General features: G+C 71.3%; 22 protein-coding genes. 12 read left to right on the top strand and 10 right to left on the bottom strand.

Annotated elements, in window-relative coordinates; all coding sequences use genetic code 11:
• Positions 1 to 281: 281 nt before the first annotated feature.
• Entirely contained in the window at positions 282 to 2,090 is a 1,809-nt protein-coding gene (locus OHS18_RS03405) for a bifunctional sugar phosphate isomerase/epimerase/4-hydroxyphenylpyruvate dioxygenase family protein (protein ID WP_328615880.1), read from the bottom strand.
• Positions 2,080 to 2,928, bottom strand: coding sequence for a shikimate dehydrogenase (locus tag OHS18_RS03400; protein ID WP_328615879.1), 849 nt, complete (start codon positions 2,926 to 2,928; stop codon positions 2,080 to 2,082). The genes OHS18_RS03405 and OHS18_RS03400 overlap by 11 nt, the downstream gene beginning before the upstream one ends.
• 113 nt (positions 2,929 to 3,041) lie before the next feature.
• Here OHS18_RS03400 and OHS18_RS03395 point away from each other — a divergent pair, with 113 nt between their 5' ends.
• Together OHS18_RS03395 and OHS18_RS03390 are read left to right on the top strand one after the other, a co-directional pair.
• Entirely contained in the window at positions 3,042 to 3,686 is a 645-nt protein-coding gene (locus OHS18_RS03395; protein WP_328615878.1) for a TetR/AcrR family transcriptional regulator, read from the top strand.
• Positions 3,687 to 3,864: 178 nt separating this feature from the next.
• Positions 3,865 to 5,184 carry an MFS transporter gene (locus OHS18_RS03390; RefSeq protein WP_328615877.1) on the top strand — a complete coding sequence of 440 codons (1,320 nt, stop codon included), beginning with the start codon at positions 3,865 to 3,867 and terminating at the stop codon, positions 5,182 to 5,184.
• Here the strand turns inward: OHS18_RS03390 and OHS18_RS03385 are convergent.
• The 3 genes from OHS18_RS03385 to OHS18_RS03375 all read right to left on the bottom strand — a co-directional run bounded on the left by OHS18_RS03385 (position 5,162) and on the right by OHS18_RS03375 (position 8,203).
• Positions 5,162 to 5,515, bottom strand: coding sequence for an FHA domain-containing protein (locus OHS18_RS03385; protein ID WP_328615876.1), 354 nt, complete (start codon positions 5,513 to 5,515; stop codon positions 5,162 to 5,164). The two genes, OHS18_RS03390 and OHS18_RS03385, sit on opposite strands and share 23 nt — an antisense overlap.
• Before the next feature lie 122 nt (positions 5,516 to 5,637).
• Entirely contained in the window at positions 5,638 to 7,737 is a 2,100-nt protein-coding gene (locus OHS18_RS03380) for a (Fe-S)-binding protein (protein WP_328615875.1), read from the bottom strand.
• A 31-nt stretch (positions 7,738 to 7,768) separates the two neighbouring features.
• Positions 7,769 to 8,203, bottom strand: coding sequence for a hypothetical protein (locus tag OHS18_RS03375; RefSeq protein ID WP_328456198.1), 435 nt, complete (start codon positions 8,201 to 8,203; stop codon positions 7,769 to 7,771).
• A 232-nt stretch (positions 8,204 to 8,435) separates the two neighbouring features.
• On the opposite strand from OHS18_RS03375, the gene OHS18_RS03370 reads away from it, so the two are divergent.
• The gene (locus tag OHS18_RS03370; RefSeq protein ID WP_328615874.1) at positions 8,436 to 9,098 is read left to right on the top strand and encodes a nitroreductase family protein; all 663 of its coding nucleotides are present in this window, start codon (positions 8,436 to 8,438) and stop codon (positions 9,096 to 9,098) included.
• A 53-nt stretch (positions 9,099 to 9,151) separates the two neighbouring features.
• On the opposite strand, the gene OHS18_RS03365 is transcribed toward OHS18_RS03370, so the two are convergent.
• The 3 genes from OHS18_RS03365 to OHS18_RS03355 all read right to left on the bottom strand — a co-directional run bounded on the left by OHS18_RS03365 (position 9,152) and on the right by OHS18_RS03355 (position 13,852).
• Positions 9,152 to 11,263, bottom strand: a complete 2,112-nt coding sequence (locus tag OHS18_RS03365) for a putative bifunctional diguanylate cyclase/phosphodiesterase (RefSeq protein WP_328615873.1) — start codon at positions 11,261 to 11,263, stop codon at positions 9,152 to 9,154.
• Positions 11,264 to 11,352: 89 nt separating this feature from the next.
• Entirely contained in the window at positions 11,353 to 12,444 is a 1,092-nt protein-coding gene (locus OHS18_RS03360) for an alpha/beta hydrolase (RefSeq protein ID WP_328615872.1), read from the bottom strand.
• 73 nt (positions 12,445 to 12,517) lie between these two features.
• Positions 12,518 to 13,852 carry a cytochrome P450 gene (locus tag OHS18_RS03355; protein WP_328615871.1) on the bottom strand — a complete coding sequence of 445 codons (1,335 nt, stop codon included), beginning with the start codon at positions 13,850 to 13,852 and terminating at the stop codon, positions 12,518 to 12,520.
• Positions 13,853 to 13,999: 147 nt separating this feature from the next.
• On the opposite strand from OHS18_RS03355, the gene OHS18_RS03350 reads away from it, so the two are divergent.
• From OHS18_RS03350 to OHS18_RS03320, 7 genes are all read left to right on the top strand, one after another.
• The gene (locus OHS18_RS03350) at positions 14,000 to 14,827 is read left to right on the top strand and encodes an SAM-dependent methyltransferase (RefSeq protein WP_328615870.1); all 828 of its coding nucleotides are present in this window, start codon (positions 14,000 to 14,002) and stop codon (positions 14,825 to 14,827) included.
• 342 nt (positions 14,828 to 15,169) lie between these two features.
• Positions 15,170 to 16,177 carry a LacI family DNA-binding transcriptional regulator gene (locus OHS18_RS03345; RefSeq protein WP_328456210.1) on the top strand — a complete coding sequence of 336 codons (1,008 nt, stop codon included), beginning with the start codon at positions 15,170 to 15,172 and terminating at the stop codon, positions 16,175 to 16,177.
• A gap of 34 nt (positions 16,178 to 16,211) precedes the next feature.
• On the top strand, positions 16,212 to 17,432 hold the full coding sequence (locus OHS18_RS03340) for a sugar ABC transporter substrate-binding protein (protein WP_328615869.1): 1,221 nt from the start codon (positions 16,212 to 16,214) through the stop codon (positions 17,430 to 17,432).
• Entirely contained in the window at positions 17,429 to 18,349 is a 921-nt protein-coding gene (locus tag OHS18_RS03335) for a carbohydrate ABC transporter permease (RefSeq protein WP_328615868.1), read from the top strand. Before OHS18_RS03340 ends, OHS18_RS03335 begins: the two co-directional genes overlap by 4 nt.
• A 53-nt stretch (positions 18,350 to 18,402) precedes the next feature.
• Entirely contained in the window at positions 18,403 to 19,143 is a 741-nt protein-coding gene (locus OHS18_RS03330; protein ID WP_328458945.1) for a carbohydrate ABC transporter permease, read from the top strand.
• A 10-nt stretch (positions 19,144 to 19,153) separates the two neighbouring features.
• Complete coding sequence (locus tag OHS18_RS03325; protein WP_328615867.1) at positions 19,154 to 21,157, top strand: glycoside hydrolase family 31 protein; 2,004 nt, start codon at positions 19,154 to 19,156, stop codon at positions 21,155 to 21,157.
• Positions 21,158 to 21,261: 104 nt separating this feature from the next.
• On the top strand, positions 21,262 to 21,879 hold the full coding sequence (locus tag OHS18_RS03320; RefSeq protein WP_328615866.1) for a TetR/AcrR family transcriptional regulator: 618 nt from the start codon (positions 21,262 to 21,264) through the stop codon (positions 21,877 to 21,879).
• A 73-nt stretch (positions 21,880 to 21,952) separates the two neighbouring features.
• On the opposite strand, the gene OHS18_RS03315 is transcribed toward OHS18_RS03320, so the two are convergent.
• Complete coding sequence (locus OHS18_RS03315; RefSeq protein ID WP_328615865.1) at positions 21,953 to 22,510, bottom strand: YceI family protein; 558 nt, start codon at positions 22,508 to 22,510, stop codon at positions 21,953 to 21,955.
• Positions 22,511 to 22,615: 105 nt separating this feature from the next.
• Between OHS18_RS03315 and OHS18_RS03310 the strand changes: the two genes are divergently transcribed.
• Together OHS18_RS03310 and OHS18_RS03305 are read left to right on the top strand one after the other, a co-directional pair.
• The gene (locus tag OHS18_RS03310; RefSeq protein WP_328615864.1) at positions 22,616 to 23,104 is read left to right on the top strand and encodes a MarR family winged helix-turn-helix transcriptional regulator; all 489 of its coding nucleotides are present in this window, start codon (positions 22,616 to 22,618) and stop codon (positions 23,102 to 23,104) included.
• Positions 23,101 to 24,084: a glutathione S-transferase family protein gene (locus OHS18_RS03305; RefSeq protein ID WP_328615863.1), complete on the top strand. Its 984-nt coding sequence runs from the start codon at positions 23,101 to 23,103 to the stop codon at positions 24,082 to 24,084. Before OHS18_RS03310 ends, OHS18_RS03305 begins: the two co-directional genes overlap by 4 nt.
• Here the strand turns inward: OHS18_RS03305 and OHS18_RS03300 are convergent.
• Positions 24,071 to 25,021 carry a helix-turn-helix transcriptional regulator gene (locus tag OHS18_RS03300; protein ID WP_328615862.1) on the bottom strand — a complete coding sequence of 317 codons (951 nt, stop codon included), beginning with the start codon at positions 25,019 to 25,021 and terminating at the stop codon, positions 24,071 to 24,073. The genes OHS18_RS03305 and OHS18_RS03300 overlap by 14 nt on opposite strands.
• Positions 25,022 to 25,041: the final 20 nt, after the last annotated feature.

The raw sequence follows: 25,041 nt of genomic DNA, 5'->3' as shown, positions 1-25,041 counted from the left end.
TGTGGCCAAGCGCCCCAAATGGTGTAGACCAATGTTGGGGTTAGAGTGGTACGTACCACAGGCCCTGTCAAGGCGGTTGCCAAGACGTTGTAATCGCTCCAGGCACTCTGACGGGGAGTAGTCGCACCGTTACCGGCGCCGGGGAGAAAGGTGGCGGAAGTCGTCCGAATAGGAAGGTGTCCCGGACGTTTTTCACGGGCCTGAACGGGGTATTCCGGTGCGCCGGAATACCCCCGCGGGGGCGAAAGAAAGCCGCCCCGGGACAGGTCCCGGGGCGGCGGTCAGGCGAGCGTTTCGGCTGGTGGCCGCGGGTGTCGCCGGGCGCGGTGCGCGGCCATCCGCACCGGCGCGTTGACCACCCCGAAACCGCGATAGCCGCCGATCCGCTGGACCACCTCGAAGAACACGCGCGCGCCCGCGAGGGCGGTGAAGAAATGCAGGAACTCGCCGTGTTCGTCCCGGTCGTGCAGCACGGAGTTCGCGCGCAACGCGGCAATCAAGGCGGCCGGCAGATCGAGCCGCGCCGCGAGGTCGTCGTAGTAGTTGCCCGGGATCTCCAGCAACGGCGCGCCGAGCGCGCGCATCTTCCCGGCCGCCGCGACGGCGTCCTCGCACGCGAAGGCGACGTGCTGCGGCTCGGGCACCGCGGGCGCCCACTCGCCCCGCCGCACCAGCGCGCTGTCCAGGGTCAGCCGGACGTTCCCGGCCGTGACACCGCGGCTGCGCACCAGCCCGAACGGCGCGGCGAACTCCACGACCGGGGACGGCGTCAGCCCGAGCACCGAGCGGTAGAACAACGCCGCTTCGTCGAAGTGGTCGAAGGGCTGCGTGAGGGCCACGTGATCGATTCCGAAAACCCCGGCGCCGCCCGCTGTCTCACCGGTCGGCTCGAAGTCGCCTCGCCAGTCGTCGTTCCCGCAGAGGAACACCTCGGTGCCGTCCGGCGCGGCGACGGCGGCGAGGTCGGCCTCCCGCGGGCCGTGCGTGCGCGGCAGCACCGGCGCGCGCAGGGCCTCGGCACGGCGGGCCGACCGCGCGGGGTCGGCGCTCGCCAGCGCGACCGCGCCGATCGAGCCACCGGCGTCACCGCCCTCGTTGACGAGCACCCGGGCCTCGCCCTGTTCCCAGAGCTCGACCGGCTTGCTGCGGTGCACGCCGGTGCGCGCGAAGCCGAGTGACGCGAGCACGGCGCCCGCCCCGGCGCCCGGGCCGGTGACGACCTCGGCGAACGCGTGCCCGGTCAGCTCCGGTGCGGGCGGCAGGTCCAGCACGCCGAGGGACTCCTTCAGCGCGAGCAAGGATCGCATCGCGTCGACGGCGGCCGGGCGCGGGTCGGCCTGGCGGAAGACGTCGTTGAAGACCTCCAGCGACAGCGGGCCGCGGTAGCCCGCGGCGAGGACGTGCCCGGTGAACGCCGTCAGGTCGAACTCGCCCTGGCCGGGGAAGAGCCGGTGGTGGCGGCTCCACGGCAGGACGTCCATCGGGAGCCGCGGCGCGTCGGCGAGCTGCAGGAAGAAGATCTTCTCTCCCGGGATCGCCCGGATCGGCGCCGGGTCGTGGCCCTTGGAGAGGATGTGGAAGCTGTCGAGGCAGACGCCGAGCGCGGGGTGCGCGGCCCGGCGCACGATCCGCCACGCGTGCTCGTACCCGCTGACGTGCCGGCCCCAGGCGAGCGCCTCGTAGGCGACCCGCAGGCCGCGTCCGGCGGCCAGATCCGCGAGCGCGTGCAGCTGCTCCGCGGCCAGTTCGTCGTCGTCGATCGCGTCCGGCGACACCGAGGAGCAGACCAGCACGGTGTCCGTGCCGAGCTCGGCCATGACGTCGAACTTGTGCGCCGCGCGGCGCAGGTTGGCCCGGTGCAGCTCCGGCGGCACGGCCTCGAAGTCGCGGAACGGCTGGTAGAGGTCGATCGAAAGGCCCAGGTCGGCGCAGAGCTTCCGGACGTCGGCCGGGCCGCGGGGCGAGACGATGAGGTCGTTCTCGAAGATCTCGACGCCGTCGAACCCGGCCGCCGCGGCCGCGGCGAGCTTGTCTTCGAGGGTGCCGGACAGGCAGACGGTGGCGATCGCGGTCCGCGGTTCAGGCAGCACGGGCGGGCGCCCCTTCCAGGGTGTCGAAGTGCCGGAGCATCCGCGCGGGGTCCGGCTCGACGCCGGTGAACAGCCGGAACGACTCGGCGGCCTGCAGCACCACCATGCCGCCGCCGTGCAGCACCCGGCAGCCGCGGGCGCGGGCGGCCTCGAGCAGCGCGGTTTCCAGCGGGCGGTAGACGATGTCGGCCACCCACAGGTCGGGGCGCAGCAGCTCGGCCGGGAGCGGCGAGCCGGGGTGCGCGGCCATGCCGGTCGGGGTCGCGTGCACCAGGCCGTCGGCGCGGCGGACGGCGTCGGGGCCGCCGGTGCGCGCCCGGTCCGCGCCGAACCGGTCGTTCAGCGCGCCGGCGAGGTTCGCGGCGCGCTCCTGGTCGACGTCGTGGACGGTCAGCCGGCCGACACCCGAGGAGAGCAGCGCGTGCGCGACCGCCGCGCCCGCTCCCCCGGCCCCGAGCAGGACGACGTCGTCGCGCCGGACGTCCGGCAGGCCGCGGCCCAGGCTGCGGGCGAAGCCGGTGGCGTCGGTGTTGTGCCCGACGGCGCGGCCACGGTCGAACACGACGGTGTTGACCGCGCCGAGCGCGGCCGCTTCGGGCGAGAGCTCGTCGAGGTGCGGGAGCACGGCCTGCTTGGCCGGGTGGGTGACGTTGAGGCCGTCGAACCCGGCGAGGCGGGCGGCGGCCAGGACGTCGGCGACCGGGCGGCGCAGGACGTCGAGGTCCAGGAGGCGGTAGACGTAGCGCAGGCCGAGCTCGTCGGCCTCGCGCTCGTGCAGGGCCGGGCTGGCGGACGGCCCGATGCCGGTGCCGACGAGTCCGATCAGGTAGCTGGTCACGCGGCGCCCTCCGGATTAATGTACGAACTAGTGAGTTCACAGTAGCGCGGCGTCCGCCCGACCGGAAGTCCTCGACTAGAGTGAGGGCGTCGACCAGCAGCGGAGGGAGCCCGGTGGCCGCACCAGCGTCGGAGGCCGAGCGGCAGCGCGACAAGGAACGCACGCGCGCCGACATCCTCGCGGTGGCCACGCGGGAGTTCGCGGACAAGGGCTACACCGGCGCCCGGGTCGACGAGATCGCCGCCCGCACCAGCACGACCAAGCGGATGATCTACTACTACTTCGGCGGCAAGGAACAGCTCTACCTCGCCGTGCTGGAGCGCTCGTACTCCGCGATCCGCACCCTCGAATCGCAGCTCGACGTCGAGCACCTCGAGCCGGAGGAAGCGCTGCGGGAGCTGGCCGCGCTGACGTTCGACCACCACGAGGCCAACCCCGACTTCATCCGGCTGGTCAGCATCGAGAACATCCACCACGCGGATCACCTGAAGCAGTCGGAGATCCTGGCCGGCCTGGCCGACCCGGCGCTGGGCGGCCTGACCCGCATCCTCGAGCGCGGCCGCGCGGCCGGCCGCTTCCGCGACGACGCCGACCCGCTCGACATCCACATGCTGATCAGCTCGTTCTGCGTGTTCCGGCTGGCGAACCGCCACACGTTCCAGGCGATCTTCGGCCGCGACATGCTGGACCCGGCCCGGCGCGAGCGGTACCGCGAGATGCTGAGCGACCTGGTGATCGGCTACCTGACGGCTCGCTGACCCGTCCCTCTCCGCCCCCACACTCCAGTGCGCGGACGGCAGCTTCGCCGGCCCGAAAAGGATCTCTTGACACCCAGGGCGCCTTCTCGCACTCTGTATTAACTAACCAGATCGTACATTAACGACCCGCTTCCCCGCCGACTCTGAGCAACGAAGCACGGACGTCAGGAGCACCCCTGTGACCGCATCGATGCCCCGCAAGGCGGCGCTGGCCGCCTGGATCGGCAGTGCGCTCGAGTACTACGACTTCTTCATCTACGGCACCGCCGCCGCACTGGTGTTCAACAAGGTCTTCTTCCCCGCCTCCTCCCCCGCGACCGGCACGCTGCTCGCGCTGGCCACCTTCGGCGTCGGCTACGCCGCCCGGCCGGTCGGCGCGTTCATCCTCGGCCACGTCGGCGACCGCTTCGGCCGCAAACGCGTCCTGGTGTTCACGCTGCTCCTGATGGGCTTCGCGACGTTCGCCGTCGGCTGCCTGCCCACCTACGCGACCGTCGGCGTGCTCGCGCCGATCCTGCTGGTCGTTCTCCGCCTGCTGCAAGGACTTTCCGCGGCCGGCGAGCAGGCCGGCGCGAACTCCATGTCACTCGAACACGCCCCCGAACGGCGTCGCGCGTACTTCACCAGCTTCACCCTGAGCGGCACGCAGGCCGGGCAGATCCTGGCCACCGCGATCTTCCTCCCGGTCGCCGCGCTCCCCCAGGCCGACCTGCTGACGTGGGGCTGGCGGATCCCGTTCTGGTGCAGCGCGGCCGTCGTGGTCGTCGGCTTCGTCATCCGCCGCAAGCTCGACGAAACCCCGGTGTTCGCCCGCACGGACGTCGCGAAGCTGCCGGTCGCGGTGCTCTTCCGCCACCACTGGGCCGACGTCCTGCGCGTGATCGTCGCGGCGACGATCGCCTCGGTCAGCACGATCTTCACCGTCTTCGCGCTGAGCTACGCGGTCAACACCATCGGCCTGGCGCGCACCCCGATGCTGTGGGTGGGCGTGCTGGCCAACATCGTGGCCCTGGCGGCGATCCCGCTGCTGGCCGGGCTCGCCGACCGGGTCGGGCGCAAGCCGGTGTTCATCACCGGCTGCCTCGCCTGCGGCGTGCTGATCTTCCCGTACCTGTGGTCGATCTCGATCGGCTCGTACGCCCTGCTGTTCGTGCTCGGCATCGTCCTCTTCGGCGTCGCGTACTCCGGCGTCAACGGGGTGTGGCCGTCGCTGTACGGCGAGATGTTCTCGGCGCGCGTCCGCCTGTCCGGCATGGCGATCGGCACCCAGATCGGCTTCGCGGTCGCGGGTTTCGCCCCGAGCGTGGTGGCCGCGATCGGCTCCGGCAAGTCGGACTGGCTGGGCGTCTCGATCTTCACGGCGGCGGTCTGCGTGATGGCCGCGATCGCCGCGGCGACGGCCCGGGAGACCTACAAGGTCCCAACCGCGGATCTCGGGAGCAAGAACCCGGCCGACGCCACGAAGTCCACTATGGTCACTTCCACTGTGGACGGTTAGCCGGCACCAGCCCGAGCACCGTCACCACCACGCCCACGGTCAGCAGGGTGCCGCCCAGGCCCACCTCCGGCCCGGCTTCGAAGTACCGGAGCAGCCTGGACGCACCCCGCCCGAACCCGAACGTCACCCGGTCGCCGTCGCGCAGCAGCCGGGCCCGCCGCGGCGCCAGCGCCTCGCCGTTGACCAGGGTGCCGGTGCGCGACCCCGCGTCGGACACCCCAGTGCCGCGCGCGTCGCACCGGATCCAAGCGTGCCGCAGGCTCACCTGGTCCGAGTACAGCCTCAGGTGCGCCTCCGGCCCGCGGCCGACCAGCCATAAGCCATAGCACACCGCCAACCTCGTCACGGCCCCGTCGAGCGTCTCGATCGTCGCCGTCTCCCGCGGCGCCAGCGCCCCTCCCCCGCTTCCCGGCTCCGGTCAGAGCCGGGAAGCGGCCGGAAGATACGCGGGGGTCAGGGTTTCGGTGCGACCTCCGGCGCCTTCACGCGCTCCAGCAGCAGCTGGGCGACGTCGCGGACGTCGACGTTCTCCGCTTTCTGCTCGCTCTGGCGCTGGACCAGCCCGTCGGTGAGCATGGAGCGGCAGAAGGGGCAGCCCGTCACGATCGTCTCGGCGTCCGTGGCGATCGCTTCGTCGACGCGCTCCAGGTTGATGCGCTTGCCGATCTGCTCTTCCATCCACATCCGGGCGCCGCCCGCGCCGCAGCAGAGCGCGCGGTCGGCGTGGCGGGGCATCTCTTCGAGCGTGGCGCCCGTCGCCCCGACCAGCTCGCGCGGCGGGGTGTAGACCTTGTTGTGGCGCCCGAGGTAACACGGGTCGTGGTAGGTGACCTTGGGGCCGTCCTCGACCGGCTTGACCGGGGTCAGCCGGCCGGCGCGCACGAGCCGGTTGAGCAGCTGCGTGTGGTGGACGACCTCGTAGTGCCCGTCCAGGTCCGGGTACTCCCGGCTGAGCGTGTTGAGGCAGTGCGGGCACGTCGTGACGATCTTTCGCAGCCGCTCCTCACGACCCTCGAACACGGCGTTGAGCGTCTCCGCCGTCTGCTGCGCCATCATCTGGAACAGGAACTCGTTGCCCGCCCGCCGCGCCGGGTCGCCGGTGCAGGACTCCTCCTTGCCGAGCACGGTGTACTTCACGCCGGCGATGTGCAGCAGCTCCGCCGTGGCGCGGACGGTCTTGCGGGCGTTGTCGTCGAACGCGCCCGCGCAGCCGACCCAGTAGACGTACTCGACGTCCTCGGCCAGCTCGCCGTCGAACACCGGGACGTCGAAGCCGATGTCCTTCGTCCAGGCGAGGCGTTCCGAGTTGTTCTGGCCCCAGGGGTTGCCCTTGGTCTCCAGGTTCTTGAACAGCCCGCCGAGCTCGGTCGGGAACGCCGACTCGATCATCACCTGGTAGCGGCGCATGTCGACGATGTGGTCGACGTGCTCGATGTCCACCGGGCACTGCTCGACGCACGCGCCGCACGTGGTGCACGACCAGAGGACGTCCGGGTCGATGACGCCGTTGTCGGCCTCGGTCCCGACCAGCGGGCGCGCGCCTTCGTGCTCCTCACCGCTGAGGATGTAGGGCGCCTCCTCGAACATGTTGTCGCGCAGGCTCATGATGAGCAGCTTGGGGGACAACGGTTTCCCGGTGTTCCACGCCGGGCACTGCGACTGGCAGCGGCCGCACTCGGTGCACGTCGAGAAGTCGAGCAAACCCTTCCACGTGAAGTCGCCGATCTTGCCGCGGCCGAACGTGTCGTCCTCACCAGGGTCTTCGAAGTCGATCGGCTTGCCGGCGGACTCCATCGGCAGCAGCGGGCCGAGCGCGTCCGGCAGCCGCTTCGCGGTGACGTTGAGCGGGGCCAGGAAGATGTGCAGGTGCTTGGAGTAGAGCACGATGGCCAGGAACACCAGCATCACGCCGATGTGCAGCAGCAGCCCGACGGTCTCCAGCACCTCGGTCGTGCCGTGCCCCAGCGGCTCCAGGAGGTTCCCGACGCCGAGCGAGACGTACGCGCCCGAGTGGTACGGGAAGTTGCCGGACGCCGCGGACGAGCCGCGGAAGAAGAACATCGTCCAGACGACGTTGAAGATCATGAACAGGATCAGCCACGCGCCGCCGGTGTGCGAGCCGAAGAACCGGGACGCGCGGTCCTTGCGCTCGGGGGCCTGCTGGATCCGGAGCACGGCGAACACGCCCAGCGAGACGGCCACCATGACGGCGATGAAGTCCTGCAGGAACCCGAGCGGGCCCCAGTGCCCGATCCACGGGATCGCGAAATCCTCGTCGAAGAGCGCGCCGTACGCCTCGAGGTAGACCGAAGCGAGGATCACGAAGCCCCAGAACGTGAACAGGTGCGCGAGGCCGGGCACCGACCACTTGAGCAGCTTGCGCTGGCCGAAGACCTCCCGCAGCTGGGCGGTGGCGCGTTTGCCGAGCTCGCCGGAGCGTTTGGTGTCGGGCTGGCCCGCCTTGATCAGGTGGTACAGGAACAGGACCCGGCGCCCGGCGACGGCGAGGCCGACGACGGTCATGAGAAGGCCGAGGATGAGGCGAACGAGCACGAGTCCTCCGTGACGTGCTTAAGGGGAAGGCTCAGTGCGAGCCGGTGTAGTAGCGGCACGCCTTGCACGCGTACCGCATCTTCGCGACCCGCCAGTGTTTCCGGTACAGATCGAGGTCGGGCGACCGGCGGACGCCGAGGCGCTGGTAGCGCCCGGGACGGCGGCGGCCGGTTTCGTACTGCTCGGTCGCGCGGCCGAGGTGGGCGCGCCGCAGCACGCACCCCCGCGTCCGGCAGCGGCCGAGCGCGCTGCGGCAGAAGCGGTGCAGCAGCACCAGATCCGGGGCGGGCCCGTCTCCGGCGACCTGCTCGACGACGCCGTAGCCGGGGTGGTCGCCCGGTCCGGTCAGCCGTACGGGCAGCCCGCAGTACGCGCATTTGAGGGTGCAGGTGAGGCAGCCGGTGATGTGCCTGAGCCGCGGGTCGCGCCGGTCTTCGGAGGCCGTTCCTCGCACGCGCGACGCCATGGGGCCTCCTCCGGCGACTCTGAGCGGCTGTGATCGACACCACTTCGTTCTACTGGAGAGTAATGACGGGGTCACTTCGCGCGACAGGACCGAATGGCCCACTTACCTTGCGCCGCATGGCGTAATTTCCGAAGCAAGGCCGCCCTAACCGTCCGGCGAGCGAACGCCGCAGGGTCGCAAATCGTACGTTCGGCCCTGCTGCGCCCGGCGTGTTCCCCGCCACAATTCCGCCATGACCTATCACCCGGTCCCGTACCGGCCCGCCCGCCTGCCCGCCGCCGAAGCCACGTCGAACGTCGCCGAACTCCGGCAGCGCATGGAGCAGCGCCGCTCGGTCCGGATGTTCTCCCCCGACCCGGTCCCCGAGGGCGCGGTGCTCGACGCGATCGCCGTCGCCTCCACCGCCCCCAGCGGCGCGCACCAGCAGCCGTGGACGTTCGTCCTCGTCTCGGATCCGTCGGTGCGCCGCCGGATCCGGGAGGCGGCGGAGGCCGAAGAGAAGATCTCCTACGACGGCCGGCTCGGCGAAGCGTGGCTGGACGCGTTGCGGCCGTTGGGAACGGACGCCGTGAAACCGCACCTGACCGACGCGCCGTACCTGATCGTCGTGTTCCAGCAACGGTTCGCCGTCGACGAGGACGGCGGCGTGCACAAGCACTACTACGTCGACGAGTCGGTCGGCATCGCGGTCGGCATGCTGCTCACGGCGTTGCAGGTGGCCGGCCTGGCCGCGTTGACGCACACGCCGTCCCCGATGCGCTTCCTGGGCGACCTGCTGGGCCGGCCCCGCAACGAACGGGCGTTCGCGGTGATCCCGGTCGGCTACCCGGCGGACGACTGCGTGGTCCCGGACCTGCGGCGCAAGTCCCTGGACGAGGTCCTGGTCCGGATCTGACGCACCGGTCGTGAGCGTTCAGGACGGTTCCCACCGCCCTGGACACTCACGGCTCAGCAGGAGGGCAAGCCGTCCGGCAGGTCCGCGAACGCCGGGCCCGACGCGTAGTCCGCGCCGTGCTCCCGCCACCACGCCGACTGTTCGCGCGTTTCGACGCCCGCCACCGCCACCTTCGCGCCCGCCAGGTGGGCCACCTCGATGAGCGACGCCAGCGACCGCTCCACCAGCGGGTGACTCCGGCGTGACACCACCGACGACGCGATCCGGACGGTGCGGATCGGGAGGTCCGCCAGGAACGTGACGTCGCCCGCCGCGCCGAAGTCGTGGATCTCGGCCGGGATGCCGATCTCCGCCAGGACCTTCAGGTTGTCGACCGCGTCGCCGGTTTCGGCCAGCAACGTCGTCGCCGGGAAGCCCGGGCGGAGACGCTGCGGCGGCAGGCCCGTGTCGGCCAGCACCGCGCGGACCTCGCCGACCAGGTCGGGGTCGGCGGCCTGGTGCGGACCGAGCTCGACGACGAGCGGGACCTCGATGCCCGCCGCCGTCAGGTGCTCGGCCGCCGTGCGCAGCAGCCACGTGCCCAGCGGCAGCGCCAGCCCGGTCTCGCCCGCCAGCCGCACGCACGTCTCGTGCGACAGCTCGCCTTCGGCCGGGTGGGTCCAGCGCAGCCGCGCCTCGATCGCGGCCGGCTCGTCTTCGGCGGCCAGGTCCACCAGCACCCGGTACACGATCTCGACGTCGCCGTTCTCCCAGGCGCCCGCCATCGACGCCGCGAGGCCGAACTCGTGGCGGTCACGGCGATCCAGCTCGCGGTCGAACAGGCCCCACTGGTTGCCCGCCCGCTGGGCGCGGCGCAGCGTCAGGTCCGACGCGCGGAGCAGCTCGGCCGGCGCGGTGTCGCGCGGCGGCCGGTGGACGACGCCGATGCTGGCCGAGAGCGCGACGCCGTGGGTCCCGTCGACGTACTCCGGCTCGGCGAGCTCGTGGTTGATCCGGCGGACCAGCGACCCGACGTCCGGGGTGTCCTCGCCGTTCTGCACCACCACACCGAACTCGTCGCCGCCGAGCCGCGCGATGAGCGCGTTCTCGTCCTCGAACACGAGTTTCAGCTTCGCCGCGACGCCGCGCAGCAGCTTGTCGCCGAGGTCCTGGCCGAGCCCGCCGGTGATCAGGGAGAAGCCGTCGAGGTCGAGGTGGAAGAGCGTGACGCCGCGGGCCTGGTCGGCCTCGCGCAGCGCGTTTTCCAGCCGGGTGCCGAAGAACTGCCGGTTGGGCAGCCCGGTGAGGACGTCGTGCAGGGCCTGGTGGCTCAGCCGCCGTTGCAGCAGCGCCACTTCGGTGTCGTCGTCGACGAGCGTGATCAGCTGCTGGGCCTCGCCGATCGCGTCGCGGACCACGGCCGCGACGAACGTGGCCCACATCGGCTCGCCGTCCCGGCCGACCAGCCGGCGGCCGGCCCGCAGCCGGTGCAACCGGCCGGACAGCAGATCCGCGTAGCCCTCCCGCAGCACGTCGACGTCGTCCGGGTGGACGAACTCGAACAGGGTCCGCGCGGCGAGCTCGGCCGGGGTGCGGTTGAGCGTCTTGGCGAGCGCCGCGTTGACACGCAGCACCCGGCCGTCCAGGTCGGTGATCGCGACGCCGGTGGCCGAGCCGGCGAAGACCTCCTCGAACTGCGCGCGCGTGAGGACCTGCTTGCGCCGGGTCTCCTGCTCCACCTTCAGCAACGCTCGGCTCAGGCCCTCCTGCCGCTTCTGGATGTCCTCGCGCAGCGCCTCGCTGTACCCGGAGCTCAACGCGCCGAGGACCAGCACGACCCGCTCCGCCAGCTTGGCGACTCCGCGCAGCTCCGGCTCGCGCAGCAGGCCCTTGCCGAGCACCTCCATGGAGCGGCGCAGGCTCTCCGGGCCGACGCAGCGCAGCTCCACCAGGCGCCCACCGGCCGCCGCCGCCTCTTCGACACCTTGCGGGTCGCTCGCGACCGCCTCGAAGAGCCAGCCGACCAGGATCGACAGCTCCTGCTCGATCTCGTCGGGCGTGTACGGCAGGTACGCCGTGGTGCTGACCAGGTAACCCCATTTGCGCGCGAGGGTACGGAGCCGTCGCGCCGCTCGTTCGGCGGACGGCTTCGCGCGCGAAGCGCCGTGGGGGTGGGGAGCAGTCACTTCAGCCTGTCCAAGGGTCTAGTGCGCACTCCAGCTCGGGGAACCGATATATCTTGGCGCGAAATGGCGTCACGCGCACTGATCAGTGTTCATCCAATCGAGTGATAACCCTGAGCAGTTACGCCGATCCGGTCATTCAGCCACGTTCGGGTGGCATCCCGGTACTGTCCGGCGTTTTCGTGCAGCGCAACGGAATGCCCCGCGCCGGGGAGCACGAACATCGACAGCTTCGACGGGTCCCGGTAATACGGCGCCTCCTGGGCCCGCAGTGTCGCGGCGCTCGAACAGTCGCGAAGGGCGAGCAGCCCGCAGAAAAGCACGTCCTTTTCCCCGACCACCTGGAAAACCGGGACGGTGATTCCCCACGTCGCGGGCAGCACGATGCCGAACAACGCCACCGTGCCCATCCCCGGCACCGAGACCTGGTCCTTCGTGGCTTCGTCGGCCGCGATCACGCCCGGGTCGGCGTCACCGGCGGCGTAGAACAGCCCGGCCCGCGCCCCCGGCCGCGTCGTGAAGTACAGCGGGTCGCTGCCCAGGTGGGCCAGCTGGTCGTCGAACGACGCCGGCTGCAGCCCGAGCGCCGCGCCCAGCGCCAGCACCGGCAGCGCGGGCAGGTGCGTGACGCCGGTCAGGATCACGCCGTCGACGTCGTGGTAGGTCCCCGCCTCCACGGCGACGACCCCGGACCCGACCGAGTGGCCGACGATGACGACCCTCGCGAACGCCGTGCCGCCGACGTGCCCGGCGCGCAGGTGGCCGATCACCTCGTGCAGCGCCTCGGCTTCGGCCTGCACCGTCAGCGGCAGGCTGAGCGGGTGGCTGCTGCCGCCGGCGCCGAGCTGGTCCGCGGCGAACGTCGCGTAGCCGTGCGAAGCCATGTCGCGCTGGTAGGAGTAGCGCTCCGGCTGGTACGGCAGATCCCAGTACGCGCTGTTGTACGTGCCGCCGTGCACGAGCAGCTGGACGGCGTCCGGCACCGCGCCGGCGGGCAGGCACAGCCGGCCGTGCACCGTCGCGGGCGCGCCCGGCACGAGCGGCGGCAGCCCGGGCCCGGTGACCGGCAGATCCGTGTCGGCGCAGGAGATCGCGGCCGCTTCGGCGGGGACCGCGGCGGTCAGGGACCCGAGCAGGACGACGCAGGCGAACAACGCCGACGTCAGCTTGACCGGCAGTCTCACGCCGTTCTTCCCTCCGGACGGGTGACGAGCTGAGGACCACGAAACACTACACCTGGTAGCCGATCAGGCACCGTCAGGTCTGCCGCGGCACCACGGTCATCGGCAGCCGGTTCGGCTGCATCGTGGCCTTGAGCTGCGCCCGGACCTTCTTGCCCGGCACCGGGACCAGCCGCCAGCGGGCGCCGATGGTCGCGGCGACGATGGCGATCTCGGTCGGCGCGAACACGTGCCCGGGACACAGCCGCGCGCCGGCCCCGAACGGGATGTACGCGCCCTTCGGCAGTTCCGCGGCCCGTCCGGGCGCCCAGCGGTCCGGGTCGAACCGCCCGGGCTCGGGGAACCAGCGCGGATCCCGGTGCAGCGTGTGCTGGCTGACCGCCACCTCGCTGCCCGCGGGGATCGTGACACCGCCGAGTTCGACGTCTTCACGCGCCCGGCGCATGAGGATCAGCGGCGGGGTGCGGCGGACGATCTCGTTCACGATCTGGTTCGTGTAGACCAGTTCCGGCAGGTCCTCGAAGCGTGCGGGACGGCCGTCGAGGACCTCGTCCACCTCCGCGTGGAACCGCCGTTCGACATCCGGGTGCTGCCCGAGCTCGTGGAAGAACCAGGCCAGCGCCACGGCGGTCGTTTCGGCGCCGGTGGTGAGGATCGTGATGACCTCGTCGTGCACCTGGCGGTCGGACATGCCCTCGCCGGTGTCCTCGTCCCGCGCCGCCAGCAGCATCGACAGCAGGTCACCGTGGTCGGCGCCCTCCTTCCGCGCGGCGACGACGGTCGCGCCGATCACCTCGCGCAGCCGGGCCGCGGCGGCGTCGAACCGGCGGTTCGCCGGGATCGGCAGCTTCTCGACGAACTTCGGCGAGAACGCCCGGACCAGCACGTACTTCAGCATGATCGGAATCGAGCGGCGGATCTCGGCGAGCACGTCGTCGCCGAGGGCGGTGGAGAACAGCGTCTGCCCGGCGATGGTGAGCACCAGGTCCTGCATCCGCTGGTCGAACTCGACGACTTCGCCGGGCCGCCAGGAGCCGGCCAGCTCGTCGGCCAGGGCGGTCATCGTGTTCTCGGCGTAGCCCGCGATCCGCGTCCGGCCGAAGGCGGGCATGACCATCCGGCGCTGCCGGCGGTTGAGCTCGCCGTTCGAGGTGGCCAGCCCGTCGCCGAACAGCGGGCGCATCTTGTCGAAGACGAGGCCCTTGTCGAACTTGTCGGCGTCGGTGGCCAGTACCCGCCAGGCCAGTTCGGGGCTGGTGACGACGTGCACCGGCAGCGGCCCCAGGCGCAGTTCGACGACATCTCCGTGCGCGGGCAGGGAATCGAACAGTTTCAGCGGGTCGCGCAGCAGCGCCACCGTGTGCCCGAGCACTGGCCGGCGACCGGGGACGGCGCGCGGGTCGTTCGTCACCGGGCACACCCTAGGACCGGCGGCGAGAACACCGGCAGTGCCGCCACACGAACGGATGAGCGGGGCTACACTCCGCCGTCAATCGATGCCGCCGATCGATATCGCCGGCCGATGTCGCCGGCAAGTCCGCGAGGGGTGGAGGTCAGGGTGACCGGGGAAACGAGCTGGGTACCGTCGGAGGTCGACACCTCGGTGCCGAATCCCGCGCGGGTGTACGACTTCTGGCTCGACGGCGACCACAACTTCGCCGCCGACCGCGCGCTCGGGGAGCAGATCCTCAAGATCATGCCGGGTATCCGCGACGCCGCGAGGCTCAACCGCGCGTTCCTGCGCCGCGCCGCGCGGCACATGGTCGACGCCGGGATCCGGCAGTTCCTCGACGTCGGGGCGGGCATCCCGACGGTGGGGAACCTGCACGAGATCGTCCAGCAGGCCGACCCTTCGTGCCGCGTCGTGTACGTCGACCGCGAGCCGGTCGCGGTGGCGCACAGCGAGCTGCTGCTGCAGGGCAACGACCGTTGCGCGGTGATCCAGGCGGACCTGCGCGACGTCGACGAGATCTTCGCGGGTGCCGGCAAGCTGCTCGACCCGGGCCAGCCGACCGGCCTGTTCATGTTGCTGCTGCTGCACTTCGTGCCCGATTCGTGGGACCCGGTGAGCATCCTCGCCCGCTACCGCGAAAGGCTGGCGCCCGGCAGCTTCCTGGCCCTGACGCACGTCGCGGCCGACACCGAGTCGGCGACGGAGCTCGGCGAGGCGGTGCAGGTCTACACCACCCAGCAGAACCAGCAGAACCAGCCGTTTCCGCGCACCCAAGAAGAGGTCCTCCGCTTCTTCGACGGCTTCGACCTGGTCGAGCCGGGCCTGGTCGGCTGTGCGCTGTGGAATCCCGAGGGTGCCGGCGACATGTCCGACGACCCGGCGATCAACGTCCTTCCTTACGCGGGAGTAGGCCGGAAACCGGATTCGCCGTAACCGGTAACCTTCCCGGGATTCGTCGAAACGATTCGACCGGCGGCCGATCCAATACCCCCGGACACGGGGTCGCCGGCACCCGATCCGGGTAAGGTCAAGTCCTCCCGGACACGCTCCCAGGTAATTTCGATTTCCCAAAGAACCTCGTTCTGACCTGCTGAAACATCGACCCGCAAGAGTGTTCGACGAATTCGACGAGTGACACTCACGTCGAAGGTGAATCGAATTGTTGGCCGACTGGCAATAGTCCTTGTGTTCCGGCCGAGTGTCCCCTACCTTCGTCCCATCGTCGATGCGCTTCGACTCGCACTTCCCCTGCCCCATGTCTCCAGGAGGCCGCCCGTGGTCACGATCAACGACGTCGCCAATGCCGCGGGGGTGGCCCCCAGCACGGTGTCGTACGTGATCAGCGGCAAGCGCTCGATCTCGCCGAAGACCCGCCGGCTGGTCGAAGAGAGCATCCGCAAGCTCGGTTACCACCCGCACGCGGGCGCCCGCGCGCTCGCGAGCAGCAAGACGAACGTGCTGGCCCTGGTCGTGCCGCTGCGCACCGACCTCAACGTCGCCGTCGTGATGGAGTTCGTCGCCGCGGCGGTCACCGCGGCCCGCGCGCACGACCAGGACCTGTTGCTGCTCACCAAGGACGAGGGCCCTGCCGCGCTGCAGCGGGTGGCGTCGTCGGCGATCGCCGACGCGCTGATGGTGATGGACGTCGAAGCCGCCGACCCGCGGGTGCCGATGCTCATCGCGCTCGACCTGCCCGTGGTGCTCATCGGCGTGCCCGATCACCCGGCCGGGCTGAGCTGCGTCGACCTCGACTTCACCGCCGCCGGTTCGGCGTGCGTCGCGCACCTGGCCGACCTCGGCCACCGCTCGGTCGCGCTGATCGGCCCCTCCCCCGCGGTCTACCGGCGCGGCACCAGCTACGCGACGCGGTTCCTGCAGGGGTTCGACGACACCGCGCGGAGCCGGGGCGTCCGCGCGACGAACCGGCCGTGCGCGCACTCCTACGAAGCCGTGAGCGCCTGTGTGGACGAACTGCTCGCCGCCGACCCGGGCCTGACCGGCCTCGTCGTGCACAACGAAGCCGTCCTCCCCGGACTGCTTACGCACCTGCGCCAACGCGGTCTTCGTGTCCCCCAGGACATTTCGGTGATCGCCGTCTGCCCCGACAGCATGGCCGAGCAGCACCCGGTCGCGCTCACCTCCGTCGCCATCCCGGCCGAAGAGGTCGGCGCCCAGGCCGTGGAGATGACCATGCGCCGGCTCGGCGGCCATTCCACGCCGGAGGTCCGGCTGCTCGACCCGCGGCTGACCCGGCGCGAGAGCACGGCCGCGCCGCGCACCTGACCCGGTTCTGCTCCGCCGTCGAAGGGGAATCACCATGTCCGCAGCCCGTCGCGCCCTTTTGCTGGTCGCGAGCGCCGCGCTCCTGACCGCGTGCAGCCCCACCGCCCCGCCGGCGTCGAACGCCCCGGCCGCCACCTCGATCACCGAGCTCGACTACTACGCCGACGAGCAGGGATCCGCGGCGTGGCAGAAGGTCCTCGACGCCTGCGCCGCGCAGACCGGCATCAGGATCGAGCGCCGGACGGTGCCGACCGCGCAGATGCTGCCGAAGATCCTGCAGGGCGCGAGCTCGAAGACCCTGCCGGACCTGCTCTTCACCGACAATCCGACGCTGCAGCAGGTCGCCGCCACCGGCGCGCTGACCCCGCTGTCCGACTACGGCATCTCCGCCGACGGCTACTACCCGGGCATCGTCAAGGCCGGGACCTACCGGGACAAGCTCTACGGCGTCGCCCCCGGCGTCAACGGGCTGGCCCTGATCTACAACAAGGACCTGCTGACCGCCGCCGGCGTGCGGCCGCCGTCCACCTGGGACGAGCTGACGGCCGCCGCGGCCGGGCTGACCGGGGACGGCAAGTACGGCCTCGCCTTCTCGGCGATCTCTTCGGAGGAGGGCACCTGGCAGTTCCTCCCGTTCTTCTGGAGCAACGGCGCCGAACTGTCCCGGTTGGACTCGCCGCAGAGCACGCAGGCGCTGGCCTACGTCACCGGTCTCGTGACGAGCGGGTCGGCGTCGAAGTCCGTGGTGACGTGGAACCAGAACGACGTCGCCGACCAGTTCGTCGCGGGCAACGCGGCGATGATGGTCAACGGCTCGTGGAACCTGGCCCGGCTCGACGAGCAGAAGTCGCTGCACTACGGCGTGGTGCCGATCCCGGTGCCGAAGGCGGGCGCCAAGCCCGTGGTCGCCCTCGGCGGCGAGGTCGGCGCGGTGCCGGTGACCGGCGGGCCGACGCAGCAGGCCGCCGGGAAGGTGCTGACCTGCGTCCTCGCCGAGCCGACCATGCTGCAGTGGAGCAAGGCCCACGCCTACGTCCCGTCGAAGACGGCCGTCGCCGCGAAGTTCGGCGCCGAGCAGCCGGCGATGCGGGCGTTCGTCGACGAGGTCGGCTCGGCCCGCTCCCGCACCACCGAACTCGGCGAGAAGTACCCGAAGGTCTCGCAGGCGCTGGCCGACGCGATCCAGGCGTCGCTGACCGGGAAGCTGCCCGCCGACCAGGCCTTGAAGACCGCCCAGCAAGCGGCCGGGTCGTGACGCTCGCGGCCCCGGTGCCGCGGCGGGGACCACGGCGGGACGGCCGGTTCACCGCGTGGGCGTTCCTCTTGCCCGCCGTGGCCTACGTCGTGGTGTTCTTCGGCTACCCGCTGGCCGCGAACGTCGTGACGAGCACGCAGGACTACACGGTCAAGTCGTTCTACACCGGCGAAGCGCCTTTCGTCGGCCTGGCCAACTACGCCGCGGTACTCGCGAACCCGCTCTTCTCGACGGCCGTGCTCAACACGGTCCTGTTCACCGCCGGGTCCCTCGTCTTCCAGTTCGGCATCGGCCTCGCGCTGGCGGTGTTCTTCGCCGGCCGGTTCCCCGGGGGCGCGCTGCTGCGGTCGCTGCTCCTGCTCCCCTGGCTGCTGCCGCTGGTGGTCAGCGGCGCGGTCTGGCGGTGGATGTTCGACCAGGACCACGGGGTGCTCAACGCCGCATCGCGCCTGATCGGCGTCGGCGCGGTGCCGTGGCTGAGCAGCACGGCCTGGGCGCTGCCGGCGGTGATCCTCACCAACATCTGGATCGGCATCCCGTTCAACCTGGTGATCCTGCACGGCGGGCTCCGCGCGATCCCGGCGTCGCTGCACGAAGCCGCCGCGCTCGACGGCGCCGGCGCGTGGCAGCGGTTCCGGCACGTCACCTGGCCGTTGCTGCGCCCGGTCACCGGGATCGTGCTCATGCTCGGGCTGGTCTACACGATCAAGGTGTTCGACGTGATCATGGTCGTCACCGGCGGCGGCCCGGCCAACGCGACCCAGACGCTCACGACGTGGTCCTACCGGCTGTCCTTCCACGACTTCGCGTTCGGGCAGGGCGCCGCGGTCGGCAACGTCCTCATCCTGGCGGCGACCGCGTTCGGCCTGCTCTACCTGCGCTCGGCGAAGGCGACGCTGGCCGAGGCGGCGGCGTGAAGACCGCGGCCGGGGTGGTGATCGTCGCGGTGCTGCTGTTCCCGCTGTACTGGATGGTCAACGCGTCCCTGCAGCCCAGCGGCGCGCTGCTGCGGCCCGACCCGGCGTTCTTCCCCGTCGGCGGCACGCTCGAGGGCTACCGCAAGGCCCTCGCGACGCAGGGGCCGAACCTCGTCTCCAGCGTCGTCATCGCGCTCGGCACGGTGGTGGTGTCGCTGGTGATCGCGGCGCCCGCGTCGTACGCGCTGGCGCAGCTGAAGGTCCGCGGCGGGACCGTGCTGGTGTTCGTGCTGCTCATCGTGCAGCTGATCCCGGGCATCGTGATGGCGAACGCGCTGTACACCGTGTTCGGCAACCTCGGGCTGATCGACAGCTACGCCGGGCTGGTGCTGGCGGACGCCACCGCGACCATCCCGTTCGCCGTGCTCCTGTTGCGCGCGTTCATGATCTCGGTGCCGCGGGAGCTCACCGAAGCGTCCCGGGTGGACGGTGCCGGGTACTGGCGGACGTTCTTCTCGATCATCCTCCCGGTCAGCCGCAACGCGCTGGTCACGGCCGGGCTGTTCGCGTTCCTGTTCGCCTGGGCGGACTTCCTGTTCGCCGTCACCCTGACCACCGGGCAGTCGTTCGAGCCCATCACGGTGGGCATCTACCGGTTCGTCGGCAACCAGTCCGCCGACTGGAACGGGATCATGGCCACCGCCGTCCTCGCAGCGATCCCGGCGGCCGTCCTGCTCGTCGTCGCCCAGCGCTACGTCGTCGCCGGCCTGACCAGCGGCGCCGTCAAGGATTGAGGAGGCCCCCGTGATCGCCACGACCGAAGACGGCCGTTCGCTCGAAGTCCGCGTCCGGCACGAAGTGCTGCTCATCGAACCGTGGGGCGCCGACAGCCTGCGCGTGCGGGTGGGCCGGCACCGGATCCTCGACGACGTCCCCGGCGCGCTCCTGCCCGCGAAGCCGTCCGCCGGGACCGCGGGCGCGGAGGGGCGGTCCGCCTGGGTGGTGAACGGCGCGCTCACCGCGCTGGTCGAGATCGCCGACACCGACACCGGCGTCGACGCGCAGCTGCGGTTCGTCCGCACGGACACCGGCGAAGAGCTGCTGTCCGAGCAGCGCGCGCACTTCTGGTGGCCCGGCGCGCGGGTCTTCATGCCCTCGCGCAACGGCTACGGCCGGCTCGAACAGCGCTTCACGGCCTACGACGACGAGCGGCTCTACGGCCTCGGCCAGCACCCGCACGGCCGGCTCGACCAGAAGGGCCTGGTCCTGGACCTGGTGCAGCGCAACGGCGAGGTCTCGGTGCCGTTCCTGCTGTCGAGCCGCGGGTACGGGTTCCTCTGGAACAGCCCCGCCGTCGGCCGGGTCGAGCTGGCCGCCAACGGCACCCGCTGGGTCGCCGACGACGCCCGCCAGCTCGACTACTGGGTCACCACCGGCGACGGCCCGCGGCAGCTCCTGAGCCACTACGCCGACGCGACCGGGCACGCGCCGATGCTGCCCGCGTGGGCAGCGGGGTTCTGGCAGTCGAAGCTGCGCTACCGCACCCAGGAGGAGCTGCTGGCCGTGGCCCGGGAGCACCACGAGCGCGGCCTGCCGCTGTCGGTGATCGTCGCCGACTTCTTCCACTGGACGCACCTCGGCGACTGGAAGTTCGACCCGGCCGAGTGGCCCGACCCGGCCGGGCTGGTGCGGGAACTGGACGAGCTGGGCGTCAAGCTGATGGTGTCGGTGTGGCCGTCGGTCAGCCCGCTGTCGGAGAACCACGACGAGATGCACGAGAACGGCCTGCTCGTCGCGGCCGAGAGCGGGGTCGCGGCGCACGCGCCGTGGAAGGACAAGGGGTTCGACGTCGAGCTGCCCGTCGCCTTCTACGACCCGACGAACCCGGCGGCCCGGTGGTTCCTCTGGGAGAAGGTCAAGGAGAACTACTACGACCTGGGCGTGCGCGCGTGGTGGCTGGACGGGGACGAGCCGGAGGTCCGGCCGGGCCACCCGCACAACCTCGGTTTCCACGCCGGCCCCGGCTCCGAGGTCGTCAACATCTACCCCCAGGTCCACGCGCAGGCGTTCCACGACGGCATCCGCGGCGAGGGTGACGACGAGGTCGTGCTGCTGAGCCGGTCGGCGTGGGCGGGCAGCCAGCGCTTCGGCGCCGCCTTGTGGTCCGGCGACGTCCCGGCGACCTGGGCGTCGCTGCGGGCGCAGGTGCGGGCCGGCCTGAACGTCGCGATCGCCGGGATCCCCTGGTGGACCACGGACATCGGCGGCTTCCACGGCGGCGACCCGGACTCGCCGGAGTACCGGGAGCTGCTGGTCCGGTGGTTCCAGTACGGCGTCTGCTGCCCGCTGCTGCGGCTGCACGGCTTCCGCGACCCGCGCCCGCCGTTCGGGCCGGAGATGACCGGCGGGCCCAACGAGGTGTGGTCCTACGGCGCCGAAGCGCTGGTCTCCATCGAGGACGCGCTGCGGCTGCGCGAACGGCTGCGGCCGTACCTGATGGCGCAGATGCGGGTGGCGCACGAGCAGGGCGTCCCGCCGATGCGCCCGCTGTTCGTCGACTTCCCCGCCGACGCCGCGGCGTGGGCCGTCGAGGACCAGTTCCTGCTCGGCCCGGACCTGCTGGTGGCCCCGGTGCTCGCGCCCGGCGCCACCGGCCGGCCGGTGTACCTCCCCGAAGGTGCACAGTGGACGGACGCGGTCACCGGGGACCGGCACCCGGGCGGGACGACCGTCGAGGCGGCCGCCCCGGCCGAGCGCATCCCGCTGTTCCTGCGCGACCACGCGCGCCTGCCGATCGGGAAGCCGTGACACCCCGCTTTCCGGCCCGGTGCCGACCAGGCCGTCGAACCGCGCCGGCGGTCCCGGTTCGTCCAGCACCGGCGACGACCCCGGCGGCGGATTAAAGTGGACCTGTGAGTCCAACTCAGGCGAAGCCCCTGACCGCGAAGGGCGCCGCGACGCGGCAGCGGATCATCGAAGGCGCGGCGGCGGAGATCCGCGAGCGCGGGGTCGCCGTCACGACGCTGGACGACGTCCGGGCGCGGACGGGCACCAGCAAGAGCCAGCTGTTCCACTACTTCCCGGACGGCAAGGACGAGCTGCTGCTGGCCGCGGCGCGGTTCGAGGCCGACCAGGTGCTGGCCGTGCAACAGCCGCAACTGGGCCGGCTGACGTCGTGGGCCGCGTGGCGGCGCTGGCGCGACACGGTCGTCTCGCACTACCGCGGCCGCGGCCAGCACTGCCCGCTGAACGTGCTGATCTCCCAGCTGGGCCGCGCCACGCCGGGAGCGCAGGCCGTGGTGACCGAGATGCTGCGGCAGTGGCAGGACGAGATCGAGGCGGGGATCCGTCACCTGCGTGACGCGGGCGAGGTGGCGCCGGACGTCGACGCGGAACGCACCGCGGCCGCCCTGCTGGCCGGCATCCAGGGCGGCGTGGTGGTGATGCTGTCGACCGGCCGCATCGACCACCTCGAAGCGGCGCTCGACATCGGCATCGAGAACCTGCGCGCGACGAAGGTCCTCAGGTAGCCGAAAGCCGTGAATGGCCCATTGAGGGACTCTGAGTCCCTCAATGGGCCATTCACGGCTTTCAAAGCACAGGTCAGGCGTTCTTGATCGCCGAGATCTCGAACTCGAGGGTGACCTTGTCGCTCACCAGCACGCCACCGGTCTCGAGGGCGGCGTTCCAGGTGATGCCGTAGTCCTTGCGGCTGATCGTGGTGGAGCCCTCGAAGCCGATCCGGTCGTTGCCGAACGGGTCCTTGGCGGAGCCCTCGAACGAGAACGGGATGGTCACCGAACGGGTGACGTCCTTGACGGTCAGGTCGCCGGTCACGTCGAACTCGGCCTCACCGGTCTGCTTGATCTCGGTGGAGGTGAAGGTGATGGTCGGGTACTCGTCCATCGACAGGAAGTCGTTGCTCTTCAGGTGCCCGTCGCGGTCCGCGTTGCGGGTGTCGATGCTGGTCGCCTGAATGGTCACCTGGGCGGACGACTTCTCCGGGGCGTCACCGTCGATCGTGGCGGTGCCGGTGAACTCGTTGAAGCTGCCGCGCACCTTGGTCACCATGGCGTGCCGGGCGTTGAACCCGATCCGCGAGTGGGCGGCGTCCAGGGTGTACTCACCGGTCAGCTGGGGGTAGGCGGTCGCGCTGGTCATGCTGTCTTCTCTCCTCGTGGTGGCGACCCCCAGTGATTGAGGGTTCAACGACACTCTACTCACTTTTACTGGTTGCGCAAGCAAGCTTTCGCTAGACTCGCCGGTATGGGTGAACAGTCCGCGCTCGACCACGACGAGGCCCCGTTCTGGCGGTCTCTGATGCGCATCACGACCGCGCTGCCGCGTGCGCTCGAAGACCAGTTCCTGCCCGAGACCGGCCTCGCGATGACCGACTACGGCGTGCTGGTCGCTCTGTCCGAGGCGCCGGACCGCCTGCTCCGCATCTCCGCGCTGGCCGCGGTCACCGGTCTTTCGCTGAGCCGGATCAGCCGGGTCGTCGACAACCTCGCCCGCCGCGGCCTGGTCGAGAAGCGCAGGTGCGCGGAGGACGGACGCGCGTCCAACGCCGTGCTGACCGACGTGGGATTGGCCAGACTGGAGGCGGCCTACCCGACCCACCTCGCCCGCGCGCGGGCGTCGGTGTTCGACCACCTGAGCACCGAAGACATCCGCACGGCCGGGCCGGTGCTGGCCCGGCTGGCCGCGGCGCTCGACGCCGACCCCTCCTCCGAAGAGTGCAAAGGATCCCGATGACCGACGGCGAGTTCAAGCGCGACCTCAACTACATCCCCGACCGGATCACCGCCGACGGCCGCGACGGCTGGCCGGTCGAGGCCGGCCGCTACCGCCTGATCGTCGCGCGGGCGTGCCCGTGGGCGAACCGCGCGGTGATCGTGCGGCGGCTGCTCGGCCTCGAGTCCGCCCTGTCGATGGGGATGGCCGGGCCGGTGCACGACGAGCGGAGCTGGAGCTTCGACCTCGATCCCGACGGGCGCGACCCGGTGCTCGGCATCGAGCGCCTGCAGGAGGCGTTCTTCAAGCGCGACCCGGAGTACCCGCGCGGCATCACGGTGCCCGCGTTCGTCGACGTCCCGACCGGCCAGGTCGTCACCAACGACTTCGCGCAGATGACGCTCGACATGTCCACCGAGTGGACGGCCTACCACCGCGACGGCGCGCCCGAGCTGTACCCGGACAAACTGCGCGACGAGATCGACGACGTCGCGCAGAAGGTCTTCACCGACGTCAACAACGCGGTGTACCAGTGCGGGTTCGCCCGCTCCCAGGAGGCGTACGAGCACTCGTACCGCAAGCTGTTCGCCCGCCTCGACTGGCTGTCCGAGCGGCTCACGGACCAGCGCTACCTGGTCGGCGACACGATCACCGAGGCCGACGTCCGGCTCTTCACCACCCTGGTCCGCTTCGACGCGGTCTACCACGGCCACTTCAAGTGCAACCGGCAGAAGCTGAACGAGCTGCCGGTGCTGTGGGCCTACACCCGCGACCTGTTCCAGACGCCGGGCTTCGGCGACACGATCGACTTCGCGCAGACCAAGGAGCACTACTACGTGGTGCACCGCAACATCAACCCGAGCGGCATCGTCCCGCTGGGCCCGGACCTGTCGGGCTTCCTGACCCCGCACGGCCGGGAGCAACTGGGCGGCCGTCCGTTCGGGGACGGGACGCCGCCGGGGCCGCCGCTGGAAGCCGAGCGGGTGCCTAGCCTGGTGTGACGGCGTCGGCGTACCGCGCCGACAGCGTCCGCAGGCGTTCCACCAGCTCGGGTGGTGACTCCACCGTGAACGGGATGTCCAAGGTGGACACCACGAACGCGATGAGGTCGAAGGAGTCCGAAGCCAGCTCCAGCCGGCAGCTCCGGTCGTCGATCGGCGTGACGTCGCCGTCGACCCGGCCGCGGACTTCTTCGGCTGGAGCCGACACCCGAAGCCGGGCGCGGTAGGGCCACAGCTCGCGGCCCATCGTGCGGGTCAGGTACGCGGTGACGTCGCCGTCCGGTGGGTCGCGGTGGGGGAAGCGCGGGCCGTTCGGGGTCCGCAGGGTCAGCCGGTCGGCGCGGAACGTGCGCCAGTCCGCGCGGCCGGTGTCCCAGCCGACCAGGTACCAGCGGCGGCCCCACGACGCCAGGCGGTGCGGCTCGACGTCGCGGCGGGACTCGGTGCCGTCGTGGCTGACGTAGTCGAAGCGCAGGGTTTCCGCGGCGCGGATCGCGGCCGAAACGGCGGTCAGCACGGCCGCCTCGACCACCGGGCCGCGCACCGGGAGCGCGACCGAAGCCGCGTCGAAAGCCGAGACGCGGTGGCGCAGCCGCGACGGCAGCACCTGCTCCACCTTGTTCAGCGCCCGCAGCGACGCCTCCTCCAGCCCGGCGACGCCGCCGGACGTGGCGCCGTGCAGGCCGACCGCGACCGCGACGGCCTCGTCGTCGTCCAGCAGCAGCGGCGGCAGCTCGGCACCCGCGCCGAGGCGGTAGCCGCCGACCGGGCCCATCGCCGCGTGCACGGGGTAGCCCAGCTCGCGCAGGCGGTCGACGTCGCGGCGGATCGTCCGCGTCGTCACCTCCAGGCGCCCGGCCAGCTCCGTGCCGGACCAGTCCCGGTGCATCTGCAGCAGTGACAGCAGCCGGAGCAGCCGGCCAGGGGTTTCCCGCATGCGTCCCAGCATGCCGGACG

It is taken from the genome of Amycolatopsis sp. NBC_00355, assembly GCF_036104975.1.
In the GTDB taxonomy this organism is placed as follows: Bacteria; Actinomycetota; Actinomycetes; order Mycobacteriales; family Pseudonocardiaceae; genus Amycolatopsis.
Note: the sequence above shows the minus strand (reverse complement) of the source record. Positions and strands in the feature narration are given on the sequence as shown.